This window comes from Leptothoe sp. ISB3NOV94-8A, from assembly GCF_043421595.1.
GTDB classification, from domain to species: Bacteria; Cyanobacteriota; Cyanobacteriia; order Phormidesmidales; family Phormidesmidaceae; genus Leptothoe; species Leptothoe turfae.
Genome location: NZ_JAXSQW010000001.1, coordinates 5,091,081 through 5,115,307, shown reverse-complemented (window position 1 = coordinate 5,115,307; position 24,227 = coordinate 5,091,081). Strand labels below are relative to the sequence as shown.

General features: G+C 46.4%; 23 protein-coding genes and 1 pseudogene. 12 read left to right on the top strand and 12 right to left on the bottom strand.

The annotated features are described in order from the left end of the window. The first annotated feature begins 148 nt into the window (after nucleotides 1-148). Entirely contained in the window at nucleotides 149-979 is an 831-nt protein-coding gene (locus SPB21_RS21800) for a PHP domain-containing protein (RefSeq protein ID WP_163699993.1), read from the top strand. 70 nt (nucleotides 980-1,049) lie between these two features. Here SPB21_RS21800 and SPB21_RS21795 read toward each other — a convergent pair whose 3' ends face one another. Both SPB21_RS21795 and SPB21_RS21790 read right to left on the bottom strand, forming a co-directional pair. Then, nucleotides 1,050-2,075: a DUF6492 family protein gene (locus SPB21_RS21795; RefSeq protein WP_163699996.1), complete on the bottom strand. Its 1,026-nt coding sequence runs from the start codon at nucleotides 2,073-2,075 to the stop codon at nucleotides 1,050-1,052. Nucleotides 2,076-2,167: 92 nt separating this feature from the next. Next, nucleotides 2,168-3,940 carry a sedoheptulose 7-phosphate cyclase gene (locus tag SPB21_RS21790; RefSeq protein WP_499867713.1) on the bottom strand — a complete coding sequence of 591 codons (1,773 nt, stop codon included), beginning with the start codon at nucleotides 3,938-3,940 and terminating at the stop codon, nucleotides 2,168-2,170. 508 nt (nucleotides 3,941-4,448) lie between these two features. On the opposite strand from SPB21_RS21790, the gene SPB21_RS21785 reads away from it, so the two are divergent. Next, nucleotides 4,449-5,474, top strand: a complete 1,026-nt coding sequence (locus SPB21_RS21785; protein ID WP_499867712.1) for a zinc-binding alcohol dehydrogenase family protein — start codon at nucleotides 4,449-4,451, stop codon at nucleotides 5,472-5,474. Between the two features lie 37 nt (nucleotides 5,475-5,511). Here the strand turns inward: SPB21_RS21785 and SPB21_RS21780 are convergent, their stop codons facing one another. The 3 genes from SPB21_RS21780 to SPB21_RS21770 all read right to left on the bottom strand — a co-directional run bounded on the left by SPB21_RS21780 (nucleotide 5,512) and on the right by SPB21_RS21770 (nucleotide 9,337). Continuing rightward, nucleotides 5,512-6,351 (bottom strand): cyclic nucleotide-binding domain-containing protein, encoded by an 840-nt coding sequence (locus SPB21_RS21780; RefSeq protein WP_499867711.1) that lies wholly within the window; start codon nucleotides 6,349-6,351, stop codon nucleotides 5,512-5,514. 917 nt (nucleotides 6,352-7,268) lie between these two features. After that, the gene (locus SPB21_RS21775; RefSeq protein ID WP_499867710.1) at nucleotides 7,269-8,309 is read right to left on the bottom strand and encodes an IS5 family transposase; all 1,041 of its coding nucleotides are present in this window, start codon (nucleotides 8,307-8,309) and stop codon (nucleotides 7,269-7,271) included. Between the two features lie 425 nt (nucleotides 8,310-8,734). Next, nucleotides 8,735-9,337 carry a 5-formyltetrahydrofolate cyclo-ligase gene (locus SPB21_RS21770; protein WP_163700002.1) on the bottom strand — a complete coding sequence of 201 codons (603 nt, stop codon included), beginning with the start codon at nucleotides 9,335-9,337 and terminating at the stop codon, nucleotides 8,735-8,737. 115 nt (nucleotides 9,338-9,452) lie between these two features. On the opposite strand from SPB21_RS21770, the gene mutL reads away from it, so the two are divergent. Further along, a complete protein-coding gene (gene mutL, locus SPB21_RS21765; protein WP_499868735.1) occupies nucleotides 9,453-11,105 on the top strand; it encodes a DNA mismatch repair endonuclease MutL in 1,653 nt (550 codons plus the stop codon). A gap of 307 nt (nucleotides 11,106-11,412) precedes the next feature. Here the strand turns inward: mutL and miaA are convergent, their stop codons facing one another. Beyond that, nucleotides 11,413-12,393 (bottom strand): tRNA (adenosine(37)-N6)-dimethylallyltransferase MiaA, encoded by a 981-nt coding sequence (gene miaA, locus SPB21_RS21760; protein ID WP_499867709.1) that lies wholly within the window; start codon nucleotides 12,391-12,393, stop codon nucleotides 11,413-11,415. 171 nt (nucleotides 12,394-12,564) lie between these two features. Between miaA and gyrB the strand changes: the two genes are divergently transcribed. The 5 genes from gyrB (at nucleotide 12,565) to SPB21_RS21735 (ending at nucleotide 16,691) form a co-directional block, all read left to right on the top strand. Next, nucleotides 12,565-14,502: a DNA topoisomerase (ATP-hydrolyzing) subunit B gene (gene gyrB, locus SPB21_RS21755; protein ID WP_163671035.1), complete on the top strand. Its 1,938-nt coding sequence runs from the start codon at nucleotides 12,565-12,567 to the stop codon at nucleotides 14,500-14,502. A 175-nt stretch (nucleotides 14,503-14,677) separates the two neighbouring features. Then, entirely contained in the window at nucleotides 14,678-15,010 is a 333-nt protein-coding gene (locus SPB21_RS21750; protein WP_499867708.1) for a pyrophosphohydrolase domain-containing protein, read from the top strand. A gap of 15 nt (nucleotides 15,011-15,025) precedes the next feature. Then, a complete protein-coding gene (locus tag SPB21_RS21745) occupies nucleotides 15,026-15,295 on the top strand; it encodes a phospholipase D-like domain-containing protein (protein WP_499867707.1) in 270 nt (89 codons plus the stop codon). A 22-nt stretch (nucleotides 15,296-15,317) separates the two neighbouring features. Continuing rightward, a complete protein-coding gene (locus SPB21_RS21740) occupies nucleotides 15,318-15,911 on the top strand; it encodes a hypothetical protein (protein ID WP_499867706.1) in 594 nt (197 codons plus the stop codon). Between the two features lie 165 nt (nucleotides 15,912-16,076). Further along, the gene (locus SPB21_RS21735; RefSeq protein ID WP_499867705.1) at nucleotides 16,077-16,691 is read left to right on the top strand and encodes an HNH endonuclease; all 615 of its coding nucleotides are present in this window, start codon (nucleotides 16,077-16,079) and stop codon (nucleotides 16,689-16,691) included. Nucleotides 16,692-16,706: 15 nt separating this feature from the next. Here SPB21_RS21735 and SPB21_RS21730 read toward each other — a convergent pair whose 3' ends face one another. Further along, nucleotides 16,707-16,955 carry a helix-turn-helix domain-containing protein gene (locus SPB21_RS21730; RefSeq protein ID WP_348918744.1) on the bottom strand — a complete coding sequence of 83 codons (249 nt, stop codon included), beginning with the start codon at nucleotides 16,953-16,955 and terminating at the stop codon, nucleotides 16,707-16,709. A 234-nt stretch (nucleotides 16,956-17,189) separates the two neighbouring features. On the opposite strand from SPB21_RS21730, the gene SPB21_RS21725 reads away from it, so the two are divergent. The 4 genes and pseudogenes from SPB21_RS21725 to dndE all read left to right on the top strand — a co-directional run bounded on the left by SPB21_RS21725 (nucleotide 17,190) and on the right by dndE (nucleotide 19,777). Beyond that, nucleotides 17,190-18,743, top strand: a complete 1,554-nt coding sequence (locus SPB21_RS21725) for an ATP-binding protein (RefSeq protein WP_499867704.1) — start codon at nucleotides 17,190-17,192, stop codon at nucleotides 18,741-18,743. Nucleotides 18,744-18,931: 188 nt separating this feature from the next. Then, complete coding sequence (locus SPB21_RS21720; protein ID WP_163671040.1) at nucleotides 18,932-19,075, top strand: hypothetical protein; 144 nt, start codon at nucleotides 18,932-18,934, stop codon at nucleotides 19,073-19,075. Continuing rightward, nucleotides 19,062-19,391, top strand: a pseudogene (locus SPB21_RS21715) (DNA sulfur modification protein DndD); the annotation flags it as partial. The gene SPB21_RS21720 and the pseudogene SPB21_RS21715, both read left to right, overlap by 14 nt. Before the next feature lie 2 nt (nucleotides 19,392-19,393). Then, on the top strand, nucleotides 19,394-19,777 hold the full coding sequence (dndE, locus tag SPB21_RS21710) for a DNA sulfur modification protein DndE (RefSeq protein WP_163702843.1): 384 nt from the start codon (nucleotides 19,394-19,396) through the stop codon (nucleotides 19,775-19,777). A gap of 15 nt (nucleotides 19,778-19,792) precedes the next feature. Here dndE and SPB21_RS21705 read toward each other — a convergent pair whose 3' ends face one another. From SPB21_RS21705 to SPB21_RS21685, 5 genes are all read right to left on the bottom strand, one after another. Then, on the bottom strand, nucleotides 19,793-20,152 hold the full coding sequence (locus SPB21_RS21705) for a nucleotidyltransferase domain-containing protein (protein WP_163671042.1): 360 nt from the start codon (nucleotides 20,150-20,152) through the stop codon (nucleotides 19,793-19,795). Next, nucleotides 20,142-20,567 (bottom strand): nucleotidyltransferase substrate binding protein, encoded by a 426-nt coding sequence (locus SPB21_RS21700; protein WP_023071818.1) that lies wholly within the window; start codon nucleotides 20,565-20,567, stop codon nucleotides 20,142-20,144. Before SPB21_RS21700 ends, SPB21_RS21705 begins: the two co-directional genes overlap by 11 nt. A gap of 10 nt (nucleotides 20,568-20,577) precedes the next feature. After that, the gene (locus SPB21_RS21695; protein ID WP_499867703.1) at nucleotides 20,578-21,567 is read right to left on the bottom strand and encodes a phosphoadenosine phosphosulfate reductase domain-containing protein; all 990 of its coding nucleotides are present in this window, start codon (nucleotides 21,565-21,567) and stop codon (nucleotides 20,578-20,580) included. A 477-nt stretch (nucleotides 21,568-22,044) separates the two neighbouring features. Further along, entirely contained in the window at nucleotides 22,045-22,617 is a 573-nt protein-coding gene (locus SPB21_RS21690) for a hypothetical protein (protein WP_499867702.1), read from the bottom strand. A gap of 168 nt (nucleotides 22,618-22,785) precedes the next feature. Continuing rightward, entirely contained in the window at nucleotides 22,786-24,144 is a 1,359-nt protein-coding gene (locus SPB21_RS21685; RefSeq protein WP_499867701.1) for a cytochrome P450, read from the bottom strand. Between the last annotated feature and the right edge of the window lie 83 nt (nucleotides 24,145-24,227).

The window sequence follows — 24,227 nt, the reverse complement described above, 5'->3', positions numbered from 1 at the left end:
TGGACATACTACACAGGCTATTTAGTGAATATCGAGTTGTATCAACAAATCCTTATTTTTCTTGGCTGAGCCGGTAGCCACTAAATCTGCCCATAATAGGAAAGGTAGGCCGTCATTCAGTCTACTACCCACCGCCTTTCCATACCTTATGCTTGAACTCCACTGCCACACCACCTTTTCTGACGGGACCCTCACACCACAAAAACTGGTGGAACGGGCTGCGGCCAAAGGTGTTAAAGCGTTGGCGATTACCGATCACGATACAATTTCTGGGTGGACTGAAGCCCGTTCAGCGGCTCAATCCTACGACTTGGAAATAGTTCCTGGTATTGAACTCAGTACGACATATAACGAGCGTTCTATGCATATTCTGGGGTTTTACCCAGATCCACAAAAGCTAGCAACACCCTTAAGCGAGCGTATTCAGGGCCGTCATCGCCGGGCTCAGAAAATGGTAGATAAGCTGGCTGAGTTAGGCTTTCCCATTGCACTACCACCGATGCCGGGCACCATGGCCCCTGGTCGCCCCCATATCGCTAATGCACTGCTGGCAGCGGGCCATGTGACATCTCAACAAGAAGCCTTCCAGCGGTTTATCGGCGATCATGGTCCGGCCTATGTTCCCTACGAAAAATTTACTGCTCAAGAAGGGATAGAGTTGCTAAGAAGCTGTGGTGCTGTGCCTGTGTGGGCCCACCCCTATTTGTTTAGAGGTGGCATTGTAGAAGAGGTATTGCCAGAATTGGTTAAGGCAGGTCTGATGGGTGTGGAAGTGTATCACCCACAGCACAGCATTAGTGAAGAGCGGGTTCTCGAAGAACTTTGTGCACAGTACGACTTACTCATGACTGGCGGTAGTGATTACCATGGACCTCAACCCAAGCCCAAGGCTGGTGCCATTGATCTCAACGGATTGCATCTTTCCTTGGAGCTGTTAGATGGGGTGAAGCAAGCAGCAGCAAAGCTGGATAAAGAGTAAAGCGGTGGAAAGTAAAGGGATAAAGAGTGACTCTTGACTTTCTACTCTTTACCCTTCACTGCATCATTCATTAAACTGTAGCCGCTTCCTCTACTATACGAGGATTCCAACGAGAACGTTGTTCCTCAATGTGCATATTTTCACTATTTTTCTTTAAATGGCGAGGGCTGCTCTCAAAGGCTAGAGATGAGGGTAAGGCATCTGCACCATATTCTGTTTGAATAAATGTGTTGACCTCTTTATAGGAAGGGGAGAATCCATCATCTGGTCCAACGGAATTAATGGAGAGATACTTTCTAAGAGACGTTGAAAACATGCCAGTGCCATCATCAAAGAAGCGCTCAGTGGTCTCACCATACTGAGCATAGGGATAAAATGCGATGTCTGTTGGAGCTTGAGTAGCAACCCAAGAAACATAGGCCCAATACTCACTAAATGTGCCAAAACCATTGGCTGAACGCATCATTAGGGAGAGCCAGTGATCGGTCGATGTGTAATGATAATTGATGCGCTGGGCAAATGTTTTGAGGTGTTCTTGCTTAAACCACATGTGATGGGGGATAAACGTGCCAGTTTCGTCTGTCAGTGGTGTTACACCTAACACGTTGCGAATCCAGGTATCCCATTTGCCAACAATGGCAGGATTGCCATATTTGTTGTGTTGTAGCAGTGCAAAGGTATGTTCTAAGGTCGTATCCTCACCACGAAATGCAGGCCAGGTTGCGGCTGGGAGTAGATCACTGTCCCACACTAGATACCATTCGCTGAGATTAGAGATGCCTTCAAAGGCCCCTAGTTTCAGAAGCTGCTGATAAAACCAGCCAGGGTTATACAAAGACTTGCCTAAATTAAGCTCTTCACAGATGACAGTTTTGGTCAGCCCACTTGCCTGGAAAAAGATTTCTTCGTTGTGAATATGGATCGGGGCTGTTTTCCAGCCTTGAGACTTTTCCTGGAGACTAGCTACTTCTGTAGGTAGGGTGATGATATGTATTGAGCGAGGCTGATAATGATGGGTGAGCCCTTCCATGACCGCCCGTGTATTCCATCGAGTACGAAAGAGGGGGATGACAATATCAAAAGGTGGGTGTGCCATAGGTTCTCAAAGCATTGGGATTAACTGGACGCGATCGCGACCTCCTAAATAGAGGCCACGACCGTTGTTTTATACTAATCTCCTAGAATCATTTAAACAGGAGATAGCAGTTCAGTTGGTTCTGTAGAATGGGCTTTGACAGTTTCCATCAGGCTGTGGCCAACTGTAGATGGATCTTCGAGGCCAACATCGCTGCAAAGTGGATCGATGCCAACTCCCTGACGTGGATAGTCTTGGCAAATTTTACGATAGGCGCTGATCGCTTCGTATAGCTCCTCTTGAGTCATTGAGTTGAGATAACCACATTTACCAACCCCACCCTTGGGTAGGGGCGCGGCTAAGTTGCCGCCCCGTTTCTGAACAATCTTTTCTTGAGAAGCCCAGAGAGTGTCGTTATTAAGTAGTACGTCATTCCAAAGACTTAACCCAAAGGAACTGATCAGGCGAAGAATCCGGTGGAACTCATCAGCTGTGATCCAGCTGTCGCGGTAGCTTAGATACGCGCCAAAGCCCATGCCAATGGCTACAGCATGCCCGTGCAACAAGCCAGCCTCAATTTCGAAACCGGGTGACCAAGTGTGGCCGTAGGCGTGGGGACGACACTGGTGAGTCTCATAAAGGTTGTCGTACTCAGCTTCAACGTAGCTTCTGAGGGCGGCACCCAGAATTTTTTGAGAAAGAGTGCTAATATCAGCGCCAGGCTCACAGTTGAGAGTCCCAAAGCGAGTCTCAATCAATTCAGGGCCAGCCTGTTCTAGATACTCAAACAGCTCAATATTCTTGACGGTTGCCATTTTGATGATCTCGGCAATACCGTGGCGCAACCACCCTTCCCGCAATGTCTTAAAGAACGAGCGATCGGTTAGGGAGAGCACAGGTGCATGGTAGGCTCCAAAGAGATTCTTATAACCAAATCCATCGCAGCAAGTGCGAGGAGAAGGACCTGCATCAATGCCTGCCACAATGGACGTGGAAAGCATGACATAGGGAGTGTTGCGGTGGTAAAGGGCACAGGCCAACCCACCAGTGTCAGTCAAAACACCACCACCAATGATAAGTACAGGTTCGTTACGGCAGACGCCAATCATTTTGAAATCGCCAAGCATACGTTCCACGGTATGAATACCCTTATCCACTTCCATGGCCCGGTAAACTAGTTTCTCCAGGTGAATGCCGTGGTGCTTGAAATACTTCTCGATTTGCTCCCCGTAGTAATTTTCGACATTTTGGTCGACCATGCAAACGCATCGCCCATGGGCAATATACATGTCTCTTAAAACTGTTTCCTGGGGGTCTAAACAGTTTTCGACTACACGAATTGACGTGAATGTCCGTGATGTCATGACCGCTTCGATGATCTGATCGTCATCGGTGCTGACCACAGAGGCCTGACTCTCACGGTAGCTAGACGTTGGATAAACCGCGTGGGGATTTTCGTCAACCAAATGTGCGGCCAGGTCTTGATAGAAATTTCTGTCAGCGCTTCGCAGCAGACGCTCTAATAGCTTACTACCCCCTAAATTTGACTGGTGTACTCGGTCTGCGAATGTACTCCACTCCTCCCCAGCTGTTTGATCAAAGGCAGAAATTACTTCTGCCAACAGTCCAAAAAATCGACTAATGGAGAAGTTTAGGCAACTGCGTAAACTGCGACAGGCTGATAAACCTGCGATCGCACCTGCTGCTTCAAACTCTTTGCCCAGTTCTTCGGAGAAGGCGGGACTATTGACCAATGCGAGAATTAAACTTCTAAAAACCTCGCCACAGCAAACAGCTTCAATGGCATCGTCCAAATTTTGGTACGCCAAAGGCTCACTGTCGTATGCCGAGATAAACGCTTTAACAGCTGGGGGGGTATTTGCCATTGTTGTTCCGAGAAAATAGCAACCGCAATATAACAAACTTTACAGTATCAGACAAAACCACAAAAAACTTAGTGGAACTGCCCAAACCAATAATTTCCCCGACAAACTTTGGGTAAGTAGCTTAGGCTACATCAAACAAGATGATTTTTAGGTTATGAAACAGAAAAAACAATATTTTATCTGCTTGTAGAATAAATGAAAGACCCGTTGGCGAAGTGTATGTGGTGCTTTCAATTCTGAGTATAACCACATTGTTGTGTAGTTAGTCTGTCAGCTAGAAGACTTTTTTGTATGAATCAATGGATTGACATGTGTATTCGTATACTGTTTTGTTGCCCTTTTTGTTATTATGTAAGCAATCATATTTAGTTTTTCTATGGCAATAGCCGCCTCATTTGTCATGAATTGATGTTTTATAGTATTTTATGGCGTCTTTTAGTCTGAATCTGTAACTATCTAAGTTAGGGGAGGTATGTTGCGATCTCGGTAAGATTTTCCCATCGCTGTCATGATGATCAAAGCATTTGGTGTTAGTCAATTTTTGCCGACGGGGCATCCTGATTGTTTTGCTGAGTGTTTCCTCAATGAGTTAACTCCTGGTCAGCGAGATTTGCAGGTGCAGGTGCGTGCCGTATCTGTAAACCCCATTGATTGTAAGATGCGTGCCTCTGTGCAGGGGCGGTTGATCACCCCTAAGATTTTAGGTTGGGATGTGGCGGGTGTGGTGACTGCTGTAGGTGAGCGGGTGACGCTGTTCAAGCCTGGAGATGGCGTTTACTACGCCGGTAGTATTGCACGACAGGGATGTAACAGCGAATATCATTTGGTGGATGAGCGAATTGTGGGTCATAAGCCCAGGAGCTTGTCCTTTGAGGAATCTGCCGCGCTGCCGCTAACGACCATTACTGCCTGGGAATCTCTTTTTGAACGTTTAAATATTTCTCCTGAACCTCGCAGTAGTGATGCAACTCTTTTAATTATTGGTGGCGCAGGTGGGGTGGGCTCTATGGCCATCCAGCTGGCAAAGTACGCTGGTTTACGGGTGATTGCGACGGCTTCCAGAGATGTGTCAAGAAAGTGGTGTATGCAGTTGGGGGCATCCCACTGTGTTAATCATCATGAAAACTTGCGTGTCCAGCTTGAAAGACTTGAGATTACTGCCGTTGACTATATCCTCTGTCTTAATGACACAAACCACTATTGGCAGGTGATGGCTGATGTGATTAAACCTCAAGGTAGTATTTGTGCTGTTGTTTCGGTCAAAGAACCCCCTGATCTCAATCTATTAAAGAATAAGAGTGTTACGTTCGCCTGGGAATTTATGTTCACTAAGGCTCTACATGAAACTAATAATATGATTAGTCAGCATCAATTGCTTAATCAAGTCGCAAAGTTGATAGATCAGGGGATTGTTAAAAGCACAATGACAGAGCATCTGGGGCCTCTTAGTACTGCTACTCTAGCTCAGGCTCACGAGCGTTTAGAGTCTGGAAAAATGATTGGGAAATTGACGCTTTCAGGTTTTGAAATTTAGGAGAACATTGAATTGGGGAAAATAAATTGAATAACCTTTATGCATCTTTAGGGGTCACAAGTCCACTTAGTGCTGCTGCTACAATAAAGCGAGGACGCAAGTTCCTTGCTTTAGCTGAAGAAGAACGTGATGGGCGACTGTCTTTTGAAAAGCTCTCACTCTCACTTTCACTAGCTTGTGTAGAGGCTAAGTTGTTGTCATGTGAGTAAGGGCTAGATACGGAGGGACGATGAGTGTTTTTCCAATAACCGATAGTAGTGTTTTTGAGCCGGTCAGCAGTGATAGATGCAATAGCTTTAGAAAAACGATAGCCAAAATCACTTTCCTGTACTATCCGCTTCTCTATATCACTTCTAGATATCGCTAGTATTAGTGACTCGCTACTAGCTTCAACAGTTGCGGAAGGAACCATGTTAGTGAGGAAAGACATCTCCCCCACTACTGATCGGACTTCGATATTAGCAACTTCACTAGCTTCGAGATATTTTGAATAAACCCTAAAGTTTCCGCTGATTACTATAAATAGATGAGAAAGATGTTTCTGCTCATCAATGAGGATCTCTCCTGATTTTAGCTGTCTCTTTTCTCCTACTTTTGATAGCCATGCTAAGTCACCTTCATTTAAGGTGTTGCTTAAATTTTGAAGTGATTTGTATATAGTTCTTTGTGAACTATTACCTGAACCTAAACTGCGAAATTTATAAACTAGTTCTTTTTGCTTATATTGATGCGAATATTTTCTTACTAATAATGTAAAAACTACGAGTAAGGTGATGTATATGCCAAATTTAGAGGGACGCCCATCTGTTACTAACATCGCAAAGAGTAGAACAGCCATTGGTTGAGCAATATCCCTAATTACTTTGATGTTTTTCATCGGTTTATGCCTTAACCAGGCCCACTATAGTATGGATTCTGTGACTAGTTTCTCTCTATCTTATAAAAGAATTCCCTCTAAGCACCACGTCGATCAACGTAACTTACTCACAATCTCATCATTTTTATTGGTTTTTTTTCATATCTATGAAGATGCTTCGAATGTTTATTATTGAGCGAGTCAATATGCGAGCACCAATTGTGAGCCATAATAAGTAGTCAGATGTAACTATGACAATACATGCGTAACGATTAACGCTCCAAATATCCTTGGGGCACATAATAAGGCTAGAAAAATTTTCTTGAAGTATTAGTTGACCAATTAAATCTGGGAGTTGCAAAAGTAGACATAAAGCAATTGCTTCTCGAACTTCTTCGGTAACTTGGCTCCAAAGTCTTTGACCCATTAGGCAAGTGCCTAAAATATTAATGGGGTCCCACAGTATGAGAAGCAGACGTTTGAAGCTATAGCTTAGAATTGTTTGTCGGGAACTAACGCCTTGATCCTCGTCCGAAGAACGGCTGAGGCCTTCTCGATTCTGTGTGGTCATTGTGACGAATTTCTCTCATAGCTAATTCGGTGCAGAAAGAAGAAATAGATGCATCTGACGTGTGAAACGCCTTTAACCTAAAGAATCAGAAGGACTTCCTTCGACTCATTAAGAACTCTAGCCAGTATTTACTACTAACACTCGTGCTACTTTTTTGTCACTTCGACTTAAGTCTGGTTCGAAGTTCAATACAAGTTGTCTTGTTGTTTTTGATTTTTCAATATGCTCAGGGGCACCTCTATTTATTGATTTTTTGAGGAATCGAGTCTCAAATAAGACTGTTATCCAGCCTTGTTTCTGGAAATCAGAATATGAAATAAACACCCCCCATGCATTGTGTCCGTTTTAGAGCTGAATATCCCATCCTTTAGGCAAATACTTCAGCCATGTCTTGTTTTTGCCAGAAGACATACCGCTTGAGATTGTAGGTCAAGTTTTTGAGGCCGAGCATGGTTTTGGCCCTGGCTAACCCAATGGTGCGAACAACGTTGCCCCCCATCTCATTGACCATCGACCCAAATACATGTTCAACCTTGGCCCGGGTTTTTGAACGCTCACGATTGTCCGCTATCTGCACCTCTGTTAGGGGGCGATTGCGATAGGCTCGTTCGTTAAGATGGCTCTCAAAACCCATCATCTCTAACACGGTGACAATCGCTATCGAGAGATAGGCGCTATCGGCCCAAATCTCATCATCAGAATTGTCCGCATCTAGCAGTTGACCCAATACCTGAGAATCATGAACCGAGGCATCGGTGACCGTATACCGACGAATAAACCCATGCCCCGCATCCCGATTGATATGGTTTTTATACCCGTAATGAGACGTGCCATTCTTTTTGGTCCAACGAGCCTCCACATCCTTTTGGGATAGCTTATGAGGCTTGTCCTGCCAATCCTCAGGCACCTTGCCTGCTTTGACCTCGGCATTATCGTCTCGACTATTCCGTTGTTTAGGCACTGGCACTAAGGTGGCATCGACGATTTGACCACATTGGGCTTGGTAGCCCGTTGCCTTCAGATAGGCCCCAAACTGCTCAAATAGTCCTTCCTCTAACTCGGCCTGGCGTAAGCGCTCCCGAAATGACCACACCGTTTTCGCGTCTGGCACCGCATCTTCCAGGCCCAGATGTAGAAATCGCATAAATGACAACCGGTCATTCACTTGGTATTCCAGCTCATCGTCACCAATGTTGTAGAGCTGTTGCAGGATTAACAACTTAAACATGAGGATGACATCTATCGGGCGACGACCTGCTTTACGCTTACGGGATTTGACATACACGCTTTCTAACAGCGGTCGAAACTCATCCCACGGAATCAGCTCGTCCAGGCAGGTCAACAGGTCTTTTTTTGATTCCAGCTTTTGATGACGGATCTCAAAATCCCAAAATCCTTGTTGTCCCATCAGAAGTCTCCCTGTCAACCCTAATCCGTAACCATGATCTCATATTGAGACTCTATTTTTGAATTAATCGAGGTGCCCTCAGGTACTTGAACTTTTTGTTGTTAAAAAATGTCATCTTGAAGCTATCAGAGGTTAGTCTGAGTAATAAGAGCTTTTCTCACCACACTGTGGATTCTTAAGAGAAGCTGCTGGGATATGATTTTAAGGACATATGTCATTTGCTTTGTTAAGAAACTATCTATTTCTATTTATTAGTGCAATGCATCGGTGTGTGTATGTGATAACTATCACTGTAAATCGATACTTTACAGGTGACTATTCAAAAGAATCTTAGTCCGTCGGCAATGCGATATTGACCGGCAAGTTTCCTTGATTGTGGAGTTGACTCAAAGTTTTGAGATTTTAGCTGCTCCGTTTATTGGATTTTAGCTGGCAAGAAAGAGGCCGCTCTCGGTACAGATGCCATCTAAAGGACGGTCCCAGCGGTTTTTAGGAATCTCGGGCAGGCGAGCAAACTCAAATACAATGCCGATTGTCGTTTTGCCTTGCCAGCTGGTTTGGCTGAGCATGCGGTCATAAAATCCTCCGCCATAGCCTAAGCGGTATCCTCTGACATCGCAGGCGACGGCTGGGACCAAAATTACATCTACCCGGCGAGGATCTACCACAGGTGATGTTGGATCAGGTTCGGTGATGCCGTAGGTGCCGGAGCGTAATGGCCAGCCACAGGTGGGAAACCATCGATGCCAAATCAGTTCTTTGCCCTGACAGCGTGGGAGTCCCCAAGATCGCTGTTGAGCCAGCAAGCTTCCTAGGTCTGGCTCATTACGAAAGCTACAGTAAGCCAATATTGTGCGCGCGTTTTGCAAGGTTGGCCATTGGGCTAAATGGGTGCAAATGCGATCGCACTTTTGCTGCCACACCTGGGGTGGCATCGCCTGGCGTGCCTTTAGTAGAGACCGACGCATTTGGGCTTTCTGGTCTTGAATTTTGGCAATTGCTGTTGACTTATAGGTCTCTGACATCATTGCGTTGAACCGATTAGGTGCCGTTATGGTACATCAGAGGAGGGGGGTGGGGAGTGGGGGATAGGCGGTTTTCGCGATAGCGTTAGAAGAACATCAACATCAGGGAGCCTTTACTATTACCACCGTCTCACCTATCCAACGTTTATCTCAGGATGTGATCAGCCTGATTGCTGCTGGGGAAGTGATTGATTCCCTGGCGGCTGTTGTGCGAGAGCTGTCGGAAAATGCGCTGGATGCTGGGGCTACCAGGATTGTGATTCATTTGTGGCCAGAGGTGTGGCGGGTCCGGGTGACGGATAACGGCATGGGTATCTCCCGTGCTGACTTAGAACAAGCGGCCACGGCCCATAGCACGAGCAAGATTCGCACCTGTGATGATCTGAGTCAAATTCAGAGTCTGGGGTTTCGGGGTGAGGCGCTGCATAGTTTGGCGCAGCTATCGGACTTAGAAATTCGTAGTCGGGTGGCTGGGGCTGTGGGTTGGCGTGTGAATTATGGGGCAGAAGGAACGGTGACAGAGATTGAGGAAGTTGCGATCGCACCTGGCACCGTTGTCACCGCTGATGCTCTTTTTACACGATTACCTAATCGTCGTCAGGTGTTGCCGTCTGTGGCCCAACAGCTACGCCAGGTGCAACAAACTGTGCAGCAGTTAGCCCTGTGTCATCCCCAAGTCACCTGGCAGGTGGCCCACACTGACCGCGACTGGTTTACCCTGTGGCCGGGGTCTACGGCGAAAACTATTCTGCCTCAGATTCTGCGGGATGTGACGGTCCATGATTTAGCGAACGTAAGTTTGACGGCTGATGATTTGGGGTGTGCGCATGGGCAGTTGAACCTGTTGGTGGGATTGCCGGATCGCTGTCATCGAGGACGTCCGGACTGGGTACGGGTGGCGATTAATGGACGAACGGTGACGGCTCCTGTTTTAGTACAGTCGTTGATCTATAACTTTCGCCGTACGTTACCCCGCGATCGCTATCCCGTGTGTTTTTTGCATTTGCGGGTACCGGCTAAGCAAATTGACTGGAATCGTAATCCGGCCAAGTCGGAGATTTATTTGCAAGATACGGACGTGTGGTGCGATCGCATTGCCCTTGCGGTTGAGAAGACGTTGCGGCTGTCTAATTTGACGGACAGTGCTCAAACTCAGCGTACTAAACAGCTGTTTAAGGCGGCTGAGGTCGCTGGTAGTTATGCTCCTAGTAATCATAATCTGCCGAGTCAGCTTAAGGCTGTTGCCCAGGTTCAGGAGACCTATATAGTGGCTGAGCACAGTGGTGGCCTGTGTTTAGTGGAGCAGCACATTGCCCATGAGCGGGTTATTTACGAACAAATTAAATCGCGTTGGCAAACGGTTGAGATCGAGCCAGCGATTATTTTGAGTCAGCTTAGTGCCCGTCAGGTTGAGCAATTGAGGCGGTTGAGTTTAGAGGTAGACCTATTTGGTGAAAATCTTTGGGCTGTGCGTTCGGTACCGGTACCGTTGGCGGAGCGAGACGATTGCGCAGATGCTCTGCTGGAGTTGAGTTTAGGTGGAGATGTTGATGAGGCGATGGTGGCAACGGCTTGTCGTACGGCAATTCGCAATGGGACGCCGTTGACGTTAGAGACAATGCAAACGTTGTTGGATGATTGGCAGCGGACTAAGAATCCAAGGACCTGCCCCCATGGGAGGCCGATTTGTTTGACGTTGGAGGAGTCGAGTTTGTCGAGGTATTTTCGGCGGCATTGGGTGATTGGTAAGAGCCATGGGTTGAGGCAGTAGGGGCATGTTTTATGCATGCCCTGGAATAACGCCTGCTATTTGACAAAACTCTCTGGTACGAGGGTTGTAGGGCGGCGTCCCGCCCTGCCCAGGGGGTGTGGGCTTCGACGTGAGCTCAGCCGAACGTGAACACGGAGGGACCCCACGCAACCGGTTTTGGTTCCAGCCGAGAAGCTACATAAATGAAGCCTTACAGCTACCCCTTCAATCAATGCGTTCAGACTATGAGGCTGTACGAAATCCTGACTGATAGCGCCTGTTATCGCAGGGCATCCACAAGGGAATGCCCCTACAAGATTGTCCATTTTTAGGGGCTAAGGAAAGAAGGTCCCCCCATAACCGGTTTTGCATCCAACCCAACAAGCCGATCAGACACATAATCCCAAACCCTATCAATCAAATCAGGTGCATTAGCATCAAACCACTCAATCGCCTTTTCCTTCCTAAACCAAGTCCGTTGCCGCTTAGCAAACTGCTGCGTATGACGAATCACCAAAGCAGCCGCTTCAGCTAAACTTACATCCCCAGCTAAATGCTGTTTAATCTCCGCATACCCTAGCGTGTTTAATAATGGTAAATCCGCACCGTAACGATTGATCAAGGTGTGCACCTCGTCTACCAAACCAGCATTTATCATATGGTGGGTGCGTTGGGCAATGCGCTGACGTAGGTCCTCACCACAGTCCAAGCCCACATATATAAGGGGATAGTTCGGTGGATTTTCGCCTTGTTGGGCCGAAATAGTATGTCCAGTCGCATAATAAACCTCTAATGCACGCAGGGTGCGAACGGCATCATTGGGGTGAATTCGCTGAGTCGCTGCCGGGTCTACTTGGTGTAAAAAGGCATAACACTGGGGTTGACCTAACTCAGTCAGTTGCTGACGCAGGTTTGGTTGAGGTGCAACACGAGGAATAATTAAACCTTTTGCGATCGCATTCACATACAACCCTGTCCCACCTACCAACAAGGGCACCTGCTCTTGCCGTACGTGTATCTGCTGAATTAATTCCTGGGCCTTGGCTTGATAATCAGCAACTGTTAAAGTTTCAGTCGGCTCACATATATCAATTAGATAGTGAGGTACCTGCTGCTGTTCTGCTAAGGATGGCTTTGCCGTACCAATATCAAACTCACGGTATACCTGACGTGAATCTGCTCCCAAAATCACCCCATTTAACCGCTGAGCTATCTGCAACGCTAGGCCAGATTTCCCCGATGCCGTTGGGCCAACGACTATAATAAGGGATGGTACATAAGCACTAAATTTTAAACTGATTTTAGTCAATGAAAATTGTCCGTATATTTTACGTGTAAATTTTTTTGATCCATCCCTAATAAATACGCTTTCTAAAATCCATTCAGAATCGCTTTTAACACCGTTGTGCTAGAATTCGGGGGCACAATTTCATTTCTAATGCTATTGCGGCTTTACGACCGTCTTAGGAGATAGGAACGCATGACAACCGATTATGGTGCTGATCAGATTCAGGTGCTTGAAGGCCTGGAACCTGTGCGCAAGCGACCGGGTATGTACATTGGTAGTACGGGGCCGCGTGGTTTGCATCACCTAGTTTACGAGGTTGTTGACAACTCCGTAGACGAAGCGCTTGCGGGTTATTGCAAAACGATTACCATCGACCTTAATGCCGACGGTTCTGTCACCGTTACTGACGACGGACGCGGTATTCCCACGGATGTCCATGCCCGTACCGGTAAGTCTGCCCTGGAAACCGTCATGACGGTCCTCCACGCTGGCGGTAAGTTTGGCGGTGGTGGCTATAAAGTATCCGGTGGTCTCCATGGTGTGGGTGTTTCAGTGGTTAACGCTTTGTCAGAATGGGTGGAAGTTACTGTCTGGCGTAATCAAAAAGAGCATCTTCAACGCTACGAGCGTGGTGAAGCCCAAGGAGAATTATCAGTAAAAAGCGGTGCTGGTAGTCAGACGGGTACATCGGTCAGCTTTAAGCCCGACCAGCTGATTTTTACGGAGACCGTTGAGTTTGATTACAGCACCCTGGCCGGTCGTTTGCGAGAGTTAGCGTACCTCAATGCGGGTGTGGATATTACGTTCACGGATCATCGCTTAGAACTGCTCAAGGCAGATGAACCTAAAGTAAACCGCTACTTCTATGAAGGCGGTATCCGTGAATACGTTGAATATATCAATAAAGAGAAGCAGCCTATTCACCCAGACATTATTTACGTGACTGGCGAGAAAAACGGTGTCCAAGTAGAAGCCGCTCTGCAATGGTCTGTCGATGCCTACTCTGATAACTTGATGGGCTTTGCAAATAATATTCGCACTGTTGATGGTGGTACACATTTAGAGGGACTCAAAGCGGTGCTCACACGCACCATGAACAATTTTGCTCGCAAGCGTAATAAGCGTAAGGATAATGAGTCCAACCTCGCTGGTGAGAACATTCGCGAAGGCCTAACGGCGGTTATTTCCGTTAAGGTGCCAGAACCCGAATTTGAAGGCCAGACTAAAACTAAGCTGGGTAATACCGAGGTGCGCGGTATTGTTGATTCGCTGATTGGGGAAACCCTGAGCGAGTATCTAGACTTCAATCCCAATGTGGTGGATTCTATCTTAGAAAAAGCCATTCAATCCTTTAATGCAGCGGAAGCTGCCCGTCGTGCCCGAGATCTGGTCAGACGTAAGTCAGTTTTAGAGTCTTCCACACTGCCGGGTAAGTTGGCAGACTGTAGCTCCCGTGACCCCGCTGAATCAGAAATCTTTATCGTAGAGGGTGACTCTGCGGGAGGTAGTGCCAAGCAGGGGCGTGATCGTCGTTTTCAAGCCATTCTGCCGCTGCGAGGCAAGATTCTCAACATTGAGAAAACCGATGACTCGAAGATTTATAAAAACAACGAAGTCCAGTCATTGATTACGGCTTTGGGATTAGGTATCAAGGGCGAAGAATTTGATGCATCCCAGCTACGCTACCATCGCATTTGTCTAATGACAGATGCAGATGTGGATGGCGCTCACATTCGCACACTGCTGCTGACGTTCTTCTACCGCTATCAGCGAGCGTTGATCGATCAAGGCTTTGTATACATTGCTTGCCCACCCTTATATAAGTTAGAGCGGGGCCGCAGTCATACCTACTGTTATAGCGAGCAAGAACTCCAGCGAGGTATTAGCGCATTGCCTGCTAATGCAAAATACAATGTGCAGCGATTTAAGGGTCTGGGTGAAATGATGCCTACTCAGCTGTGGGATACCACCATGAACCCGGAGAGTCGCACGCTGAAGAAGGTGGAGATCGAAGATGCAGCGGAGGCCGAGCGGATCTTTACGGTGCTCATGGGTGATCGTGTAGCACCTCGCCGTGAGTTTATTGAGACCTATGGTCCAAAGCTGAACATGGCGGATCTAGATATCTAAAGTCTGACAACTGTCGGAGGGCTCAGTCGGTGATTGCGAAAATACAATACGGCTAAAGTCATTAGCCATTCCATCAATAGATAATAGAGCTGATTAGAAGCATAGTTGATTCCTTGCTTCTAATCAGCTTTTAGATTGTTAGCTGATGAGTATTTTGATGGTAGAGGTAGTCTGAGTGAGAAAAGACTATAACAAGCTTGTACGGGATAAGGTGCCGGACCTCATTGAGGCGGCAGGTAAAAAGTTTTTGACACTGCGACTTTCTGAAGATAAGTATAAAAGAGCTTTGAAACAGAAACTTGTGGAAGAAACTAGGGAAGTTCAGGGAGCTGAGTCTATAGCTGAGTTGACAGAAGAACTTGCTGATGTGGCGGAAGTGATGGATACATTGATTGTTGTTTTGGGTATTAGTTGGCAAGAGGTGCGAGAGGCCCAAAAACAGAAGAGGCTGGAACGTGGTGGATTTGAGGAACGGTTGAAATTGATGTGGGTTGAAGAAAAGGATTAGGAGTTGAGCACAGATGTGACGTTACAAGATGTAGCTATTCATGAGGATTATCGGAGCGATCGCAACGATCTAATCTGTGATTTTTATGTGCCTTGCCTGAGTCAGTCGGTGCGGTATGACCGAGCGGTGGGCTTTTTTTCGAGTACGTCGATGGCGGCGGTGGCACGGGGGCTGGCGACGTTTATTCGGACTGAGGGAAAAATGCGGTTGATTGCGTCGCCTCAACTATCTGCGGAGGATGTGGAGCATTCACAATGTGGATATGATGTTTTGAGGATAGCGTGACCTGAAGAACCTTGAAAGCGTTATGGGTAATACCCTCGAAACATTAGAATTACTAGACTTTTATGGCAAAAAGTTTCAGAAAATCCGGGTAGACCGTGCTCATGGTGTCGCGCCTCATAAGCCAATTCTATTATTGTCTGTTATTGAACATATTCAAAAACACCGGATTCAGGAAAACAAAATATTCCTACAACCTCAGCTGATTCACACTTTCCTCAAATACTGGTTGTATCTAGGTTCAAACACCCATAACCCTGATATTTCAAAGCCATTCTTCTTTATGAAAAGCGGTAAGTTCTGGCACCTATGGCCTAATCGTCAATTTGAGTCAGTGCTCTCTTCTAAGGTGAAACTTAAAACCTTTGCTGAAGTAAAGCGAGTGATTAAATATGCTTACTTAGATGAAGATTTATTTGAACTGCTTCAACAGCCTATTCCCAGGGAAAATTTATTACGGGTATTAGTCAGCAAATGGTTTCCTGGACAGATAGACAATATTTTTGATATTGCAGCGATTGACAAACTAGATGATACAGAATCTAAGGTGTTGGAAAAATATGCCCGTTTCTATACCCAGGACGATGTAGGGCCTATTCTGAAAACGGTTTTAAGCTGATGTCTTCAGATCTTCTTTACTACGCTAAGAAGTTTTCTAAACTTCGAGTCAATTATAACCGTCAGCGTGGTGTAGCGCCCCATAAGCCAATATTATTGCTTTCAGCAATTGAACACCGTAGCCTCTAAGACTAAAATCAGAGGGTTAAATGCTCTGAGGAATGTTGTGAAATATGCCTACGTTGATGACGCCTTGTTCTCTCTTTTAACAGCCAGTGAAACTAGGCGGGAGCTGACTGATGTACTTATCAACAGTTGGTTTAACCATCAAGCAGAGACAGTTGAGGAATTATTGTCCTACGATGAATTTGAACAAACCCAGCTCAAACTGTTTGACAGTGGTGGAGCGACGTATACCGTAGAAGATCTGAAAGATCAACAACGCATCTTTGTCCGCAATGCCGCGTTTAGGCGCATTGTTACATCCTTATATAATCAACAGTGTGCTTTCTGTTACCTCAGAATTGTTAGCGATAATAATCACAATATTGTCGATGGCTCCCATATTTTGCCCTTTTCAGAATTTCGGGATGATCGTTTTGATAATGGTATCTCCCTTTGTAAAAATCATCACTGGGCATTTGATCATGGCTGGTTTGGCATTGATGATAATTATCGAATTATTGTTGCCAGGGATCGTTTATATGAGGAACCCTCTGAGTACACAAGACAGATAAAGGATTTTCATGGTGAACAGATTCTTCTACCTGTTGAAACTGAGTATGAGCCCCGTTTATCAGCCATAGAGTGGCATCGTGAGTACTGGGGAATTGCCAGCTGAAACAACTCAAAGACCTTAGAGGTCTTTGAAATAAAGCGCTTTAAATTCATCAGCGGCTTCTGGCTGAATCTGTTTGAGAGCCTTAATTAGACTAACCACCGTTTCAGAGCTAGGGTCACGCACCTCATTGGCCCAGCGATAAATATTGGATGCACCAATACCCATCACGGCCGCCAATCGTCCCTGGCTAATGCCGTGGTTCTCCATCACCGTTTTTAGTACTTTACCTGCTCTGCCCATGCCTTTGATCCTTACAAAGGTCATAGCGTTTCGTATACAGTCCAATTGGACTGTGATATCTTGAGTAAGTCCAATTGGACTGTGCCTATTCGATGGATAGGTAATGAAAAGTGAAGAGATGGAGAGTGACAGTAGGGGCATTGCATGCAATGCCTGGAGCAGTGGTATGGAGTGGGGATGAAGGGTAGTGGATGAAGTATCGCTAGTGAAATACCTACCCCGTTAGTAAACTATTGAAAGCTTTTCGCTAACTCCCTTATGGCTCGCTGGTTTAACACAACAGGCCCTTGTGTCCAAACAAAGCACTACACATTGACCACAGCTCGCTGGTCAATGCCTGGATTAAAGCGCCTAATAGACCAGGAAAACTACTTTGTCCTCCACGCCCCGCGCCAAATCGGCAAAACCACAGCCATGCTTGCCCTGGCCAAACAACTGACCGACTCAGGGCAATATGCCGCACTGGTCGTCTCCGCCGAGCTAGGGGCTCCCTTCTCAGATGATCCAGGGGCCATGGAGCTAGCCCTACTAAACAGCTGGCGTGGCAATGCCAACATGTACTTACCTACAGATTGCCAGCCACCCCCCTGGCCAGAGTCAACGGCTGGTCAACGGATTGAAGCAGCCCTAAATGCCTGGAGTCAAGCTATTCCAAGGCCACTGGTGCTCTTTATTGATGAAATAGACACCCTACAAGATGCCGCACTGATATCAGTTTTACGGCAGTTGCGTAACGGGTTTCGTAGCCGTCCCCATTGGTTTCCCCAGTCTGTGGCACTGATTGGTTTACGGGATGTGCGGGACTACAAAGTAGCATCTGGCGGCAGCAACCGACTGACCACATCGAGCCCGTTCAACATCAAAGCCGAATCCATCACGATGCGAAATTTTACAGCGGCTGAAGTAGCAGAGCTGTATCAACAGCATACGGATGAAACAGGTCAGGTCTTTTCAACCGCTGCCACAAATTTAGTGTTTGAGCTAACCGATGGCCAACCCTGGTTAGTCAACGCCCTGGCCCGTCAGCTAGTAGAAGTGTTAGCACCAGACTCCGCCATTACCATTACGCCAGACCTGGTGCAGCAAGCCAAAGAGATTCTCATCAAGCGTCAGGACACCCACCTGGATAGCCTGGCCGAGCGCTTACAAGAAAAACGGATCAAGGCCATCATCGAACCCATGCTAGCGGGTTTACCACTACCGGTCACGTCCAATGATGATCGTCAATATTTGGTGGATCTGGGTTTGCTCAAGCGTTCTCAAGCCGGTGGATTAGTGGTCACAAACCCAATTTATCGGGAAGTACTGGTGCGCTTTTTAGTGCAAGGCTCCCAGGACAGCTTGCCCATGATCGCTCCCACATGGCTAACGGCTACGGGCGAGCTGGATACTAAAGCGCTGCTGGATGCATTTTTAGCCTTCTGGCGACGGCATGGTGAGCCATTGCTCAATAGTGCGGCTTATCACGAAATCGCCCCCCACTTAGTATTGATGGCATTTTTGCACCGGGTGGTCAACGGGGGTGGCACGTTGGAACGAGAGTATGCCATTGGTAGCGATCGCATGGATCTTTGCCTACGCTATGGCAATGTTACCTTGGGCATTGAGCTAAAAGTATGGCGAGACAAAAGGGCAGATCCGCTGGAGGCAGGTCTAGAACAGTTAGACAGCTATCTAGCCCGATTAGATCAGGACCATGGCTGGCTAGTTATTTTTGATCGCCGAACCCAGGCACTTCCTATGGCAGAACGCCTAGCCACGAAGACCATACAGTCAAACGGACAGAGATTAATTACCGTCATTCGAGCATAGTATTTGTTCGTTCTCAATCGACTAGCTGGCCGATACCATGAACATTACCGTTATTTATGTTGAGGCAGATGTCCCAAACCTGATTACCCCATAAAGGTTTATGACTAAACGCTGCTATGCCGATACAGTGCCCCTATGTCATTTAGTCCACACACCACAGTTTACAAATTTGAGGTACTGTCAGCTTCATGAATCAGAACAACATGGCAGAAAACGTTAGCCCTTTGCCCTCGCAAGTTGAGGACGTGATACAGCAATGCAAAAAAGTCCTTGAGCAGCATTATCAGCAGCGTCTTACCGATGTGTTTCTGTATGGTTCAGCAGCTCCCTAAACATCGGCTATCTGCTGGAGAGCAACAGCTCTTAGCCATTGCCCTGCTGTGGGGGCTGGCCAATGCTTCAGGGCGACAGCTTCCTGTTGCTATTGATACTCCCCTGGGACGGCTAGATTCGGAACATCGTCAACACCTGGTTGAACGCTACTTTCCCCAGGCCAGCCATCAGGTGTTGTTGCTGTCTACGGATACTGAGATTCGAGAAGAAGAGGTGGGGGTGTTGCGATCTCAGTCCTCTATTGCCCGTGAGTACCTGCTTGATTATCATCCCAAGAAACGACAGACCACAGTGAAACTAGGATATTTTTGGTAGACATGCAAGCCCCCAGTGACCGAATCAAACTCTCACAGCCCGCAAAAGATCAGTTGATTAAACTCAAGCGAGTTACCAAGATCCAAAACTGGAATGTTCTTTGTCGCTGGGCACTTTGTCGATCATTGGCTGAAAAGTCCCCACCATCACCTGTGCCTATTCCTGCGGACAGTAACGTAGAAATGACATGGCAAGTATTTGGTGGTCCTATTGCTGATTTGTTACTAATTGCCCTTAAGCAGCGTTGTCACGATGACGGTATAGATACCGATGATGAAACCCTTGCTCAGCCACTAAGGTTACACCTACATCGAGGAATCGGCTATCTTGCCGGTGATCCCAACATCAAAAAACTTGAAGATTTTATCGAGCTAACAACGTTGTAGAGATTGAATGAAACGCTATAGTCTTTCAGAAACCTTCTTCTGCTCATCAGTCGATGACTTTTTCTCATAGAAAATAAGCCCGACTCGATTAATGTGATCAATCACATCTGGATCTTCAATATGGCTAAAAATCGACAGGTCAAATAGATACGGCAACAATAAATCATCTAACTGATGTTCAATGGATAACAACTGCTCGTGAGAAATTTGCTTACCTACGAGAGTTAAATCAATATCTGAACCGGCTCGATAGGTACCTTTAGCTCGTGAACCGTACAAAATAACCCGTTCAATTTCAGTATATTGCTGAAAAATACTTGAAATATCCTCAATAGTCTTCGATTCAAGGCCAAATTTTAGGTTTTTACTCTCCATTCTGTAGTTCCTCAGTCTGTAGAGCCTGCATCTTGACTTGCAGTTTTACAAACAAATCAAAGAATCGACCTTTTATATTGGCTGCGATCGCTTGAGCCGTTGTCTGATTGTAAGTATGGCTAGTACGATTTCGCTCTTTAATCATATCCATCCAGCTACCACCATCTTCAATTAGACCCACATTAAAGGCAAGACGGGTGGCATCGCGAGAACCATAGATGTTTTGATTTCCTTGATACTGTAAATAATCTTTCAAGACATTCCAGGCTAGCTCATGGGTATATTCAAACGCCTGGATTAACCCTTGCTCTTCCAGTTCATTCAATTCACCCTTATCAATAAACTTCGTAAGCTGAGCCAAGGCTCGTTCATAGTTTGCAAATCGCTGCTTCCATCGAATATCTGGATCCGTCATAGAAATGAGCCTAACTTACCTCTTGTTTTAGCGCATATCGCTTATCAGGAAGTTTAGTAAACCATGCAGGTGATACCGTCCGCTTTTTCCCTTCACTATCACACCGCCGCTCAATTGCCGAGCGTACAATTTGCCTCGGGCTTTTAGCATTAAATGTATAGAGATTTTTCGCTTGGATAACTTGACGCCCTTGTTTTTTCGCTAGGGTGCCATCTTTACGCAGTTCACCATGTTTTCTTAGCCGATACTGGGGTTGCTTAATTCGCCAATACAAAGGTCTTAGTTGCTGTAACGGAGCCAAATATGCCCACTTAGGATTTGCTACCACACGGTCTAAAGCAGAGTCCTTCTGTACCAGCGGGCATCCAATACATCCCGTTCGAGCATTCATCGGCTCCGTCTCACCTAGCTCATCTTGAGGATCGTGGCCGTATACTTCCGCGATCGCAAACGTCGGATAACCCAGATCCACATCCGCCTGCACCAGCCAGTCCCAAATATGACACACACGCCAGTGCAGCAAAGGAGCCAGTGTATCTGCCACCGCATTGGCCGATGAATGCTGAAACCACCCCTGACCGCACTCATCGCCATCCTTCGTGCAGCTCATGGCAATCCGCTGGTCTCGCGCCGCGCTCTCCCCAATGCGCACACCCGTCAGCATCAAAAACTTTTCGCCCCTTTCCTGCCGCAGCGTCTCCAGTTCCCGCTCCATGCTCATCACCTTGAGCTTAGGCGTACACCAACGGAACGTATTACTCGGTGGCGGTACACCACGCCCGAGCATGTAAACAAAGTAGCGATGGTCCAGCTCAGGCAGCACTACACGAGTATCGAACCCTTGAGAACGCAGCTTATCCAGCAGGTTCATTGCCGCATTGTGCAAAGGGGGTAACTCTTGACGAGTATCAGCGTGCAAAATCGTGACGCTCTCGGGCTGTGGAATTCTACCTGTTTCTAATGACAGTCGTTCAGTTTCAAATAGACTGAGATTTCGCATCAGGCTCCTAGGACTAGCGCTAGTTTATCTATTAAACGCTATATCTAGCGTGCATGAAAAAGTTAGTTCACACAGGAATGTTTAGTTTATCTCAGTTTTAGAACATATGTATTGAGTTTTGTAGGACCATGGCATCTTTCCCAGCGATGACGTCTGAGCGGTTGGTTTCTGCGCCACGCCTGTCAACGGATCTTTTTGGGCCAAAAATCGCTTTAAATCTGACGAACAAAATCCATAGGTCAGCTCAAATTGTGTCTGTCCATACTGGTCTATGACAGGGTCAATAATGTAATTACATAGTGCCTGTACAGCTGGAATAGTTTCTTCCAGATTTTTAGGAAATGGTTCAATTGAATCTGACCATCGTCGATAGGTCTGTGTGCATGTCAAAATTCTTCTAGGTTCAGATAGCGCCCCAAACGAATCGATCTTTGAGCTTTCATTGCAATACACTGCTAGGCTAGCCATATCTTAGCTCTACACATCGTGAGCTTTCGAGTCTTGGACGAGCACTAAACATTCAGCATCAACTTTGCTAAGCATCTCTTGAAATGCAGGTGTATGCTGGCCGTTTTCATCCACGACCCGGCGTAGAACATATTCACCAGCTCTGGGTAAACCGCCAAACCAGAGATTTTTACGTTGCCACACATCGCCATGTTGAGCATTTTCATCCTGGCGCAGGGTTGCATTAATAATCACCTTTGGCACAGGAATACCAAAGGTGATAGGCGTAATTTGAGCCAATTTCAAGTCATTATCCTGAAATTGAATTTTGTACCGAAATCTAGAAATTTGAGCTGCCCGTAACAACAGCCATCCTAAAAATGTGTGATGAAAGGTCCATTGAGTTGGCCCGGTTACAGGTAACGTGAGGCAATTCATTTTCTCATCCCACTCCAGGTTATACATGGTAATGCAGTCATCCGGTAGGGGGTTGCCATCCATATAAAAGATGCCTTTCAACACAGTTGGGAGATTTGTGGGGTGTGTGGCTCTCATCCAAGTGGCAATATCCTCAAACTTTTGAGTAACTACGGTACTTTTCATGCTTGTTAGTCCTATGGCGAATGTTGCGATGGCTGTTCAGTGAATAGAAGTTGTTATTGTCTGCTGTTGAAGAACAGAGAATTTACCAATGCCTATGATCTCTCGGTCAAATGTCTCCGTAGGGGGATGCATTGCCATGCGATCTTCAACATCGAGGCACATGACTCTTTATGCCTTAGCCTTAAACCCCTGCAATTCCAAATCATTAGGAGTAACGGCAGTCACTTTTTCAAAATCCCATTGCACTTCTGTAAACTGTTCCCACTGATAGCGCTTCAAAAGGTAGATGCAGAAAACTTTGATCAGCTCAATGGATAGGGATTTACCTGGGCAAACACGTTCATGGTCATCACCGTTCCACGATAAAAGATCAGAAAAATCTCGTTGGGTTGAAAAGCTATCTGGTTTTTTATATCTATTGGCGTCCCGATTAGCGGTGAAGATGGAGCCAAGCAGTCGCGTACCCTTTTGGAAAGGACATTTCTGACTGCCGACTTTGACCTCCCCTGCCTCTGTTGCCAGTTGGCTGACAAAGCGTACGGGGGGATATAGCCGAGCTGTTTCTAAAATAACCTTATGGAGAAGGGTGGCCTGGTGCAGCATATCCCCTGGGATTGGTTCTGTTCCCTGCCATAGGGTATTTATTTCTTTAATGACATCCTCGCGCAGAGAATTATTGACACATAAAATACCAATTACAGATCCTAATAAAGCACTTGTACCGGCTGTACCGGCAATGTGAATCATATCAAACAGGCCATTGGCAATTTGCTCTGAATTTAGCTGGTACTGCTGCCCTATTTCTACATAGGTCGCCCATTTGGGAGATGTTTGATATCGCTGAATTAGATGTTTGCGATGTTTAATAATGGGACCCGTCTTAAAGGCCAGCAGATAGCGACTCATAAAGTTGGGTAGAGATGCTAGTGGTAAGCCTTTTATATAGCTACGGGAGGCTGTGACTTCTTCTTTAGAAAGAGATATTTGAAATACTAGATGGTGCAAGATTTTGACCATAAACCGGGGGAGATCATTGCCAATATGCAAGGTCCCCTGGCTGGATGCTTCTGATAGAAGGCTGTCGATATATTGGCCTATGTCATCCCCATGTTCAAAGGGATCAGGTAAAGCTTGTTGAAAGATGGCTCGAATCCCAGTATGTTCTTTGCCATTTGTCCCCAAGCTCAGCGGGTGATTCAGCATGTAGCTAGGAGCAAGAATTCTAATGATGCCCAGGTCATTGCTGCGTACCTGAGGCTCAATCTGCATTAGCTTCTTTACCTGGGCATGATCAGCATGCATGATGGCATGATCGACGGCAAAAAATGTGTCACCGATGTGATTTTTACGAATGTATAGAAAATCTCGCCATGCTTTTAAGATGGTGAACCCCTCTTTGTAATAGGCTATTAAACGTAGCAACTTGCCACGGGGGCTGTTATATCCGAATTTTTCTAGCTTTTTAGAGAGCTTGATTTGGTTGTCGTGGGTTTTAAGAACTTTTTGAGTTAGTGCATTGATGTCCATGATAATTGCATTAGGTAGGGGGTATCTAGCTGATGTTCGACGATCAGTGCGCTGAGAAATTGGGCATGTGCCAGAGAGAGAAT

Bases quoted from the DNA above. Each gene is read 5' to 3' on its own strand.
- gyrB (WP_163671035.1), top strand. From the start codon at position 12,565: ATGACAACCGATTATGGTGCTGATCAGATTCAGGTGCTTGAAGGCCTG.
- SPB21_RS21700 (WP_023071818.1), bottom strand. From the start codon at position 20,567: ATGACGGATCCAGATATTCGATGGAAGCAGCGATTTGCAAACTATGAA.
- SPB21_RS21685 (WP_499867701.1), bottom strand. From the start codon at position 24,144: ATGGACATCAATGCACTAACTCAAAAAGTTCTTAAAACCCACGACAAC.
- SPB21_RS21770 (WP_163700002.1), bottom strand. From the start codon at position 9,337: ATGATGTCAGAGACCTATAAGTCAACAGCAATTGCCAAAATTCAAGAC.
- SPB21_RS21780 (WP_499867711.1), bottom strand. From the start codon at position 6,351: ATGAAAAACATCAAAGTAATTAGGGATATTGCTCAACCAATGGCTGTT.
- SPB21_RS21790 (WP_499867713.1), bottom strand. From the start codon at position 3,940: ATGGCAAATACCCCCCCAGCTGTTAAAGCGTTTATCTCGGCATACGAC.
- SPB21_RS21795 (WP_163699996.1), bottom strand. From the start codon at position 2,075: ATGGCACACCCACCTTTTGATATTGTCATCCCCCTCTTTCGTACTCGA.
- dndE (WP_163702843.1), top strand. From the start codon at position 19,394: ATGCAAGCCCCCAGTGACCGAATCAAACTCTCACAGCCCGCAAAAGAT.
- SPB21_RS21705 (WP_163671042.1), bottom strand. From the start codon at position 20,152: ATGGAGAGTAAAAACCTAAAATTTGGCCTTGAATCGAAGACTATTGAG.
- SPB21_RS21800 (WP_163699993.1), top strand. From the start codon at position 149: ATGCTTGAACTCCACTGCCACACCACCTTTTCTGACGGGACCCTCACA.
- SPB21_RS21690 (WP_499867702.1), bottom strand. From the start codon at position 22,617: ATGAAAAGTACCGTAGTTACTCAAAAGTTTGAGGATATTGCCACTTGG.
- SPB21_RS21775 (WP_499867710.1), bottom strand. From the start codon at position 8,309: ATGGGACAACAAGGATTTTGGGATTTTGAGATCCGTCATCAAAAGCTG.
- SPB21_RS21720 (WP_163671040.1), top strand. From the start codon at position 18,932: ATGAATCAGAACAACATGGCAGAAAACGTTAGCCCTTTGCCCTCGCAA.
- SPB21_RS21695 (WP_499867703.1), bottom strand. From the start codon at position 21,567: ATGCGAAATCTCAGTCTATTTGAAACTGAACGACTGTCATTAGAAACA.
- SPB21_RS21785 (WP_499867712.1), top strand. From the start codon at position 4,449: ATGATGATCAAAGCATTTGGTGTTAGTCAATTTTTGCCGACGGGGCAT.
- SPB21_RS21740 (WP_499867706.1), top strand. From the start codon at position 15,318: ATGGGTAATACCCTCGAAACATTAGAATTACTAGACTTTTATGGCAAA.
- SPB21_RS21730 (WP_348918744.1), bottom strand. From the start codon at position 16,955: ATGACCTTTGTAAGGATCAAAGGCATGGGCAGAGCAGGTAAAGTACTA.
- SPB21_RS21725 (WP_499867704.1), top strand. From the start codon at position 17,190: ATGGCTCGCTGGTTTAACACAACAGGCCCTTGTGTCCAAACAAAGCAC.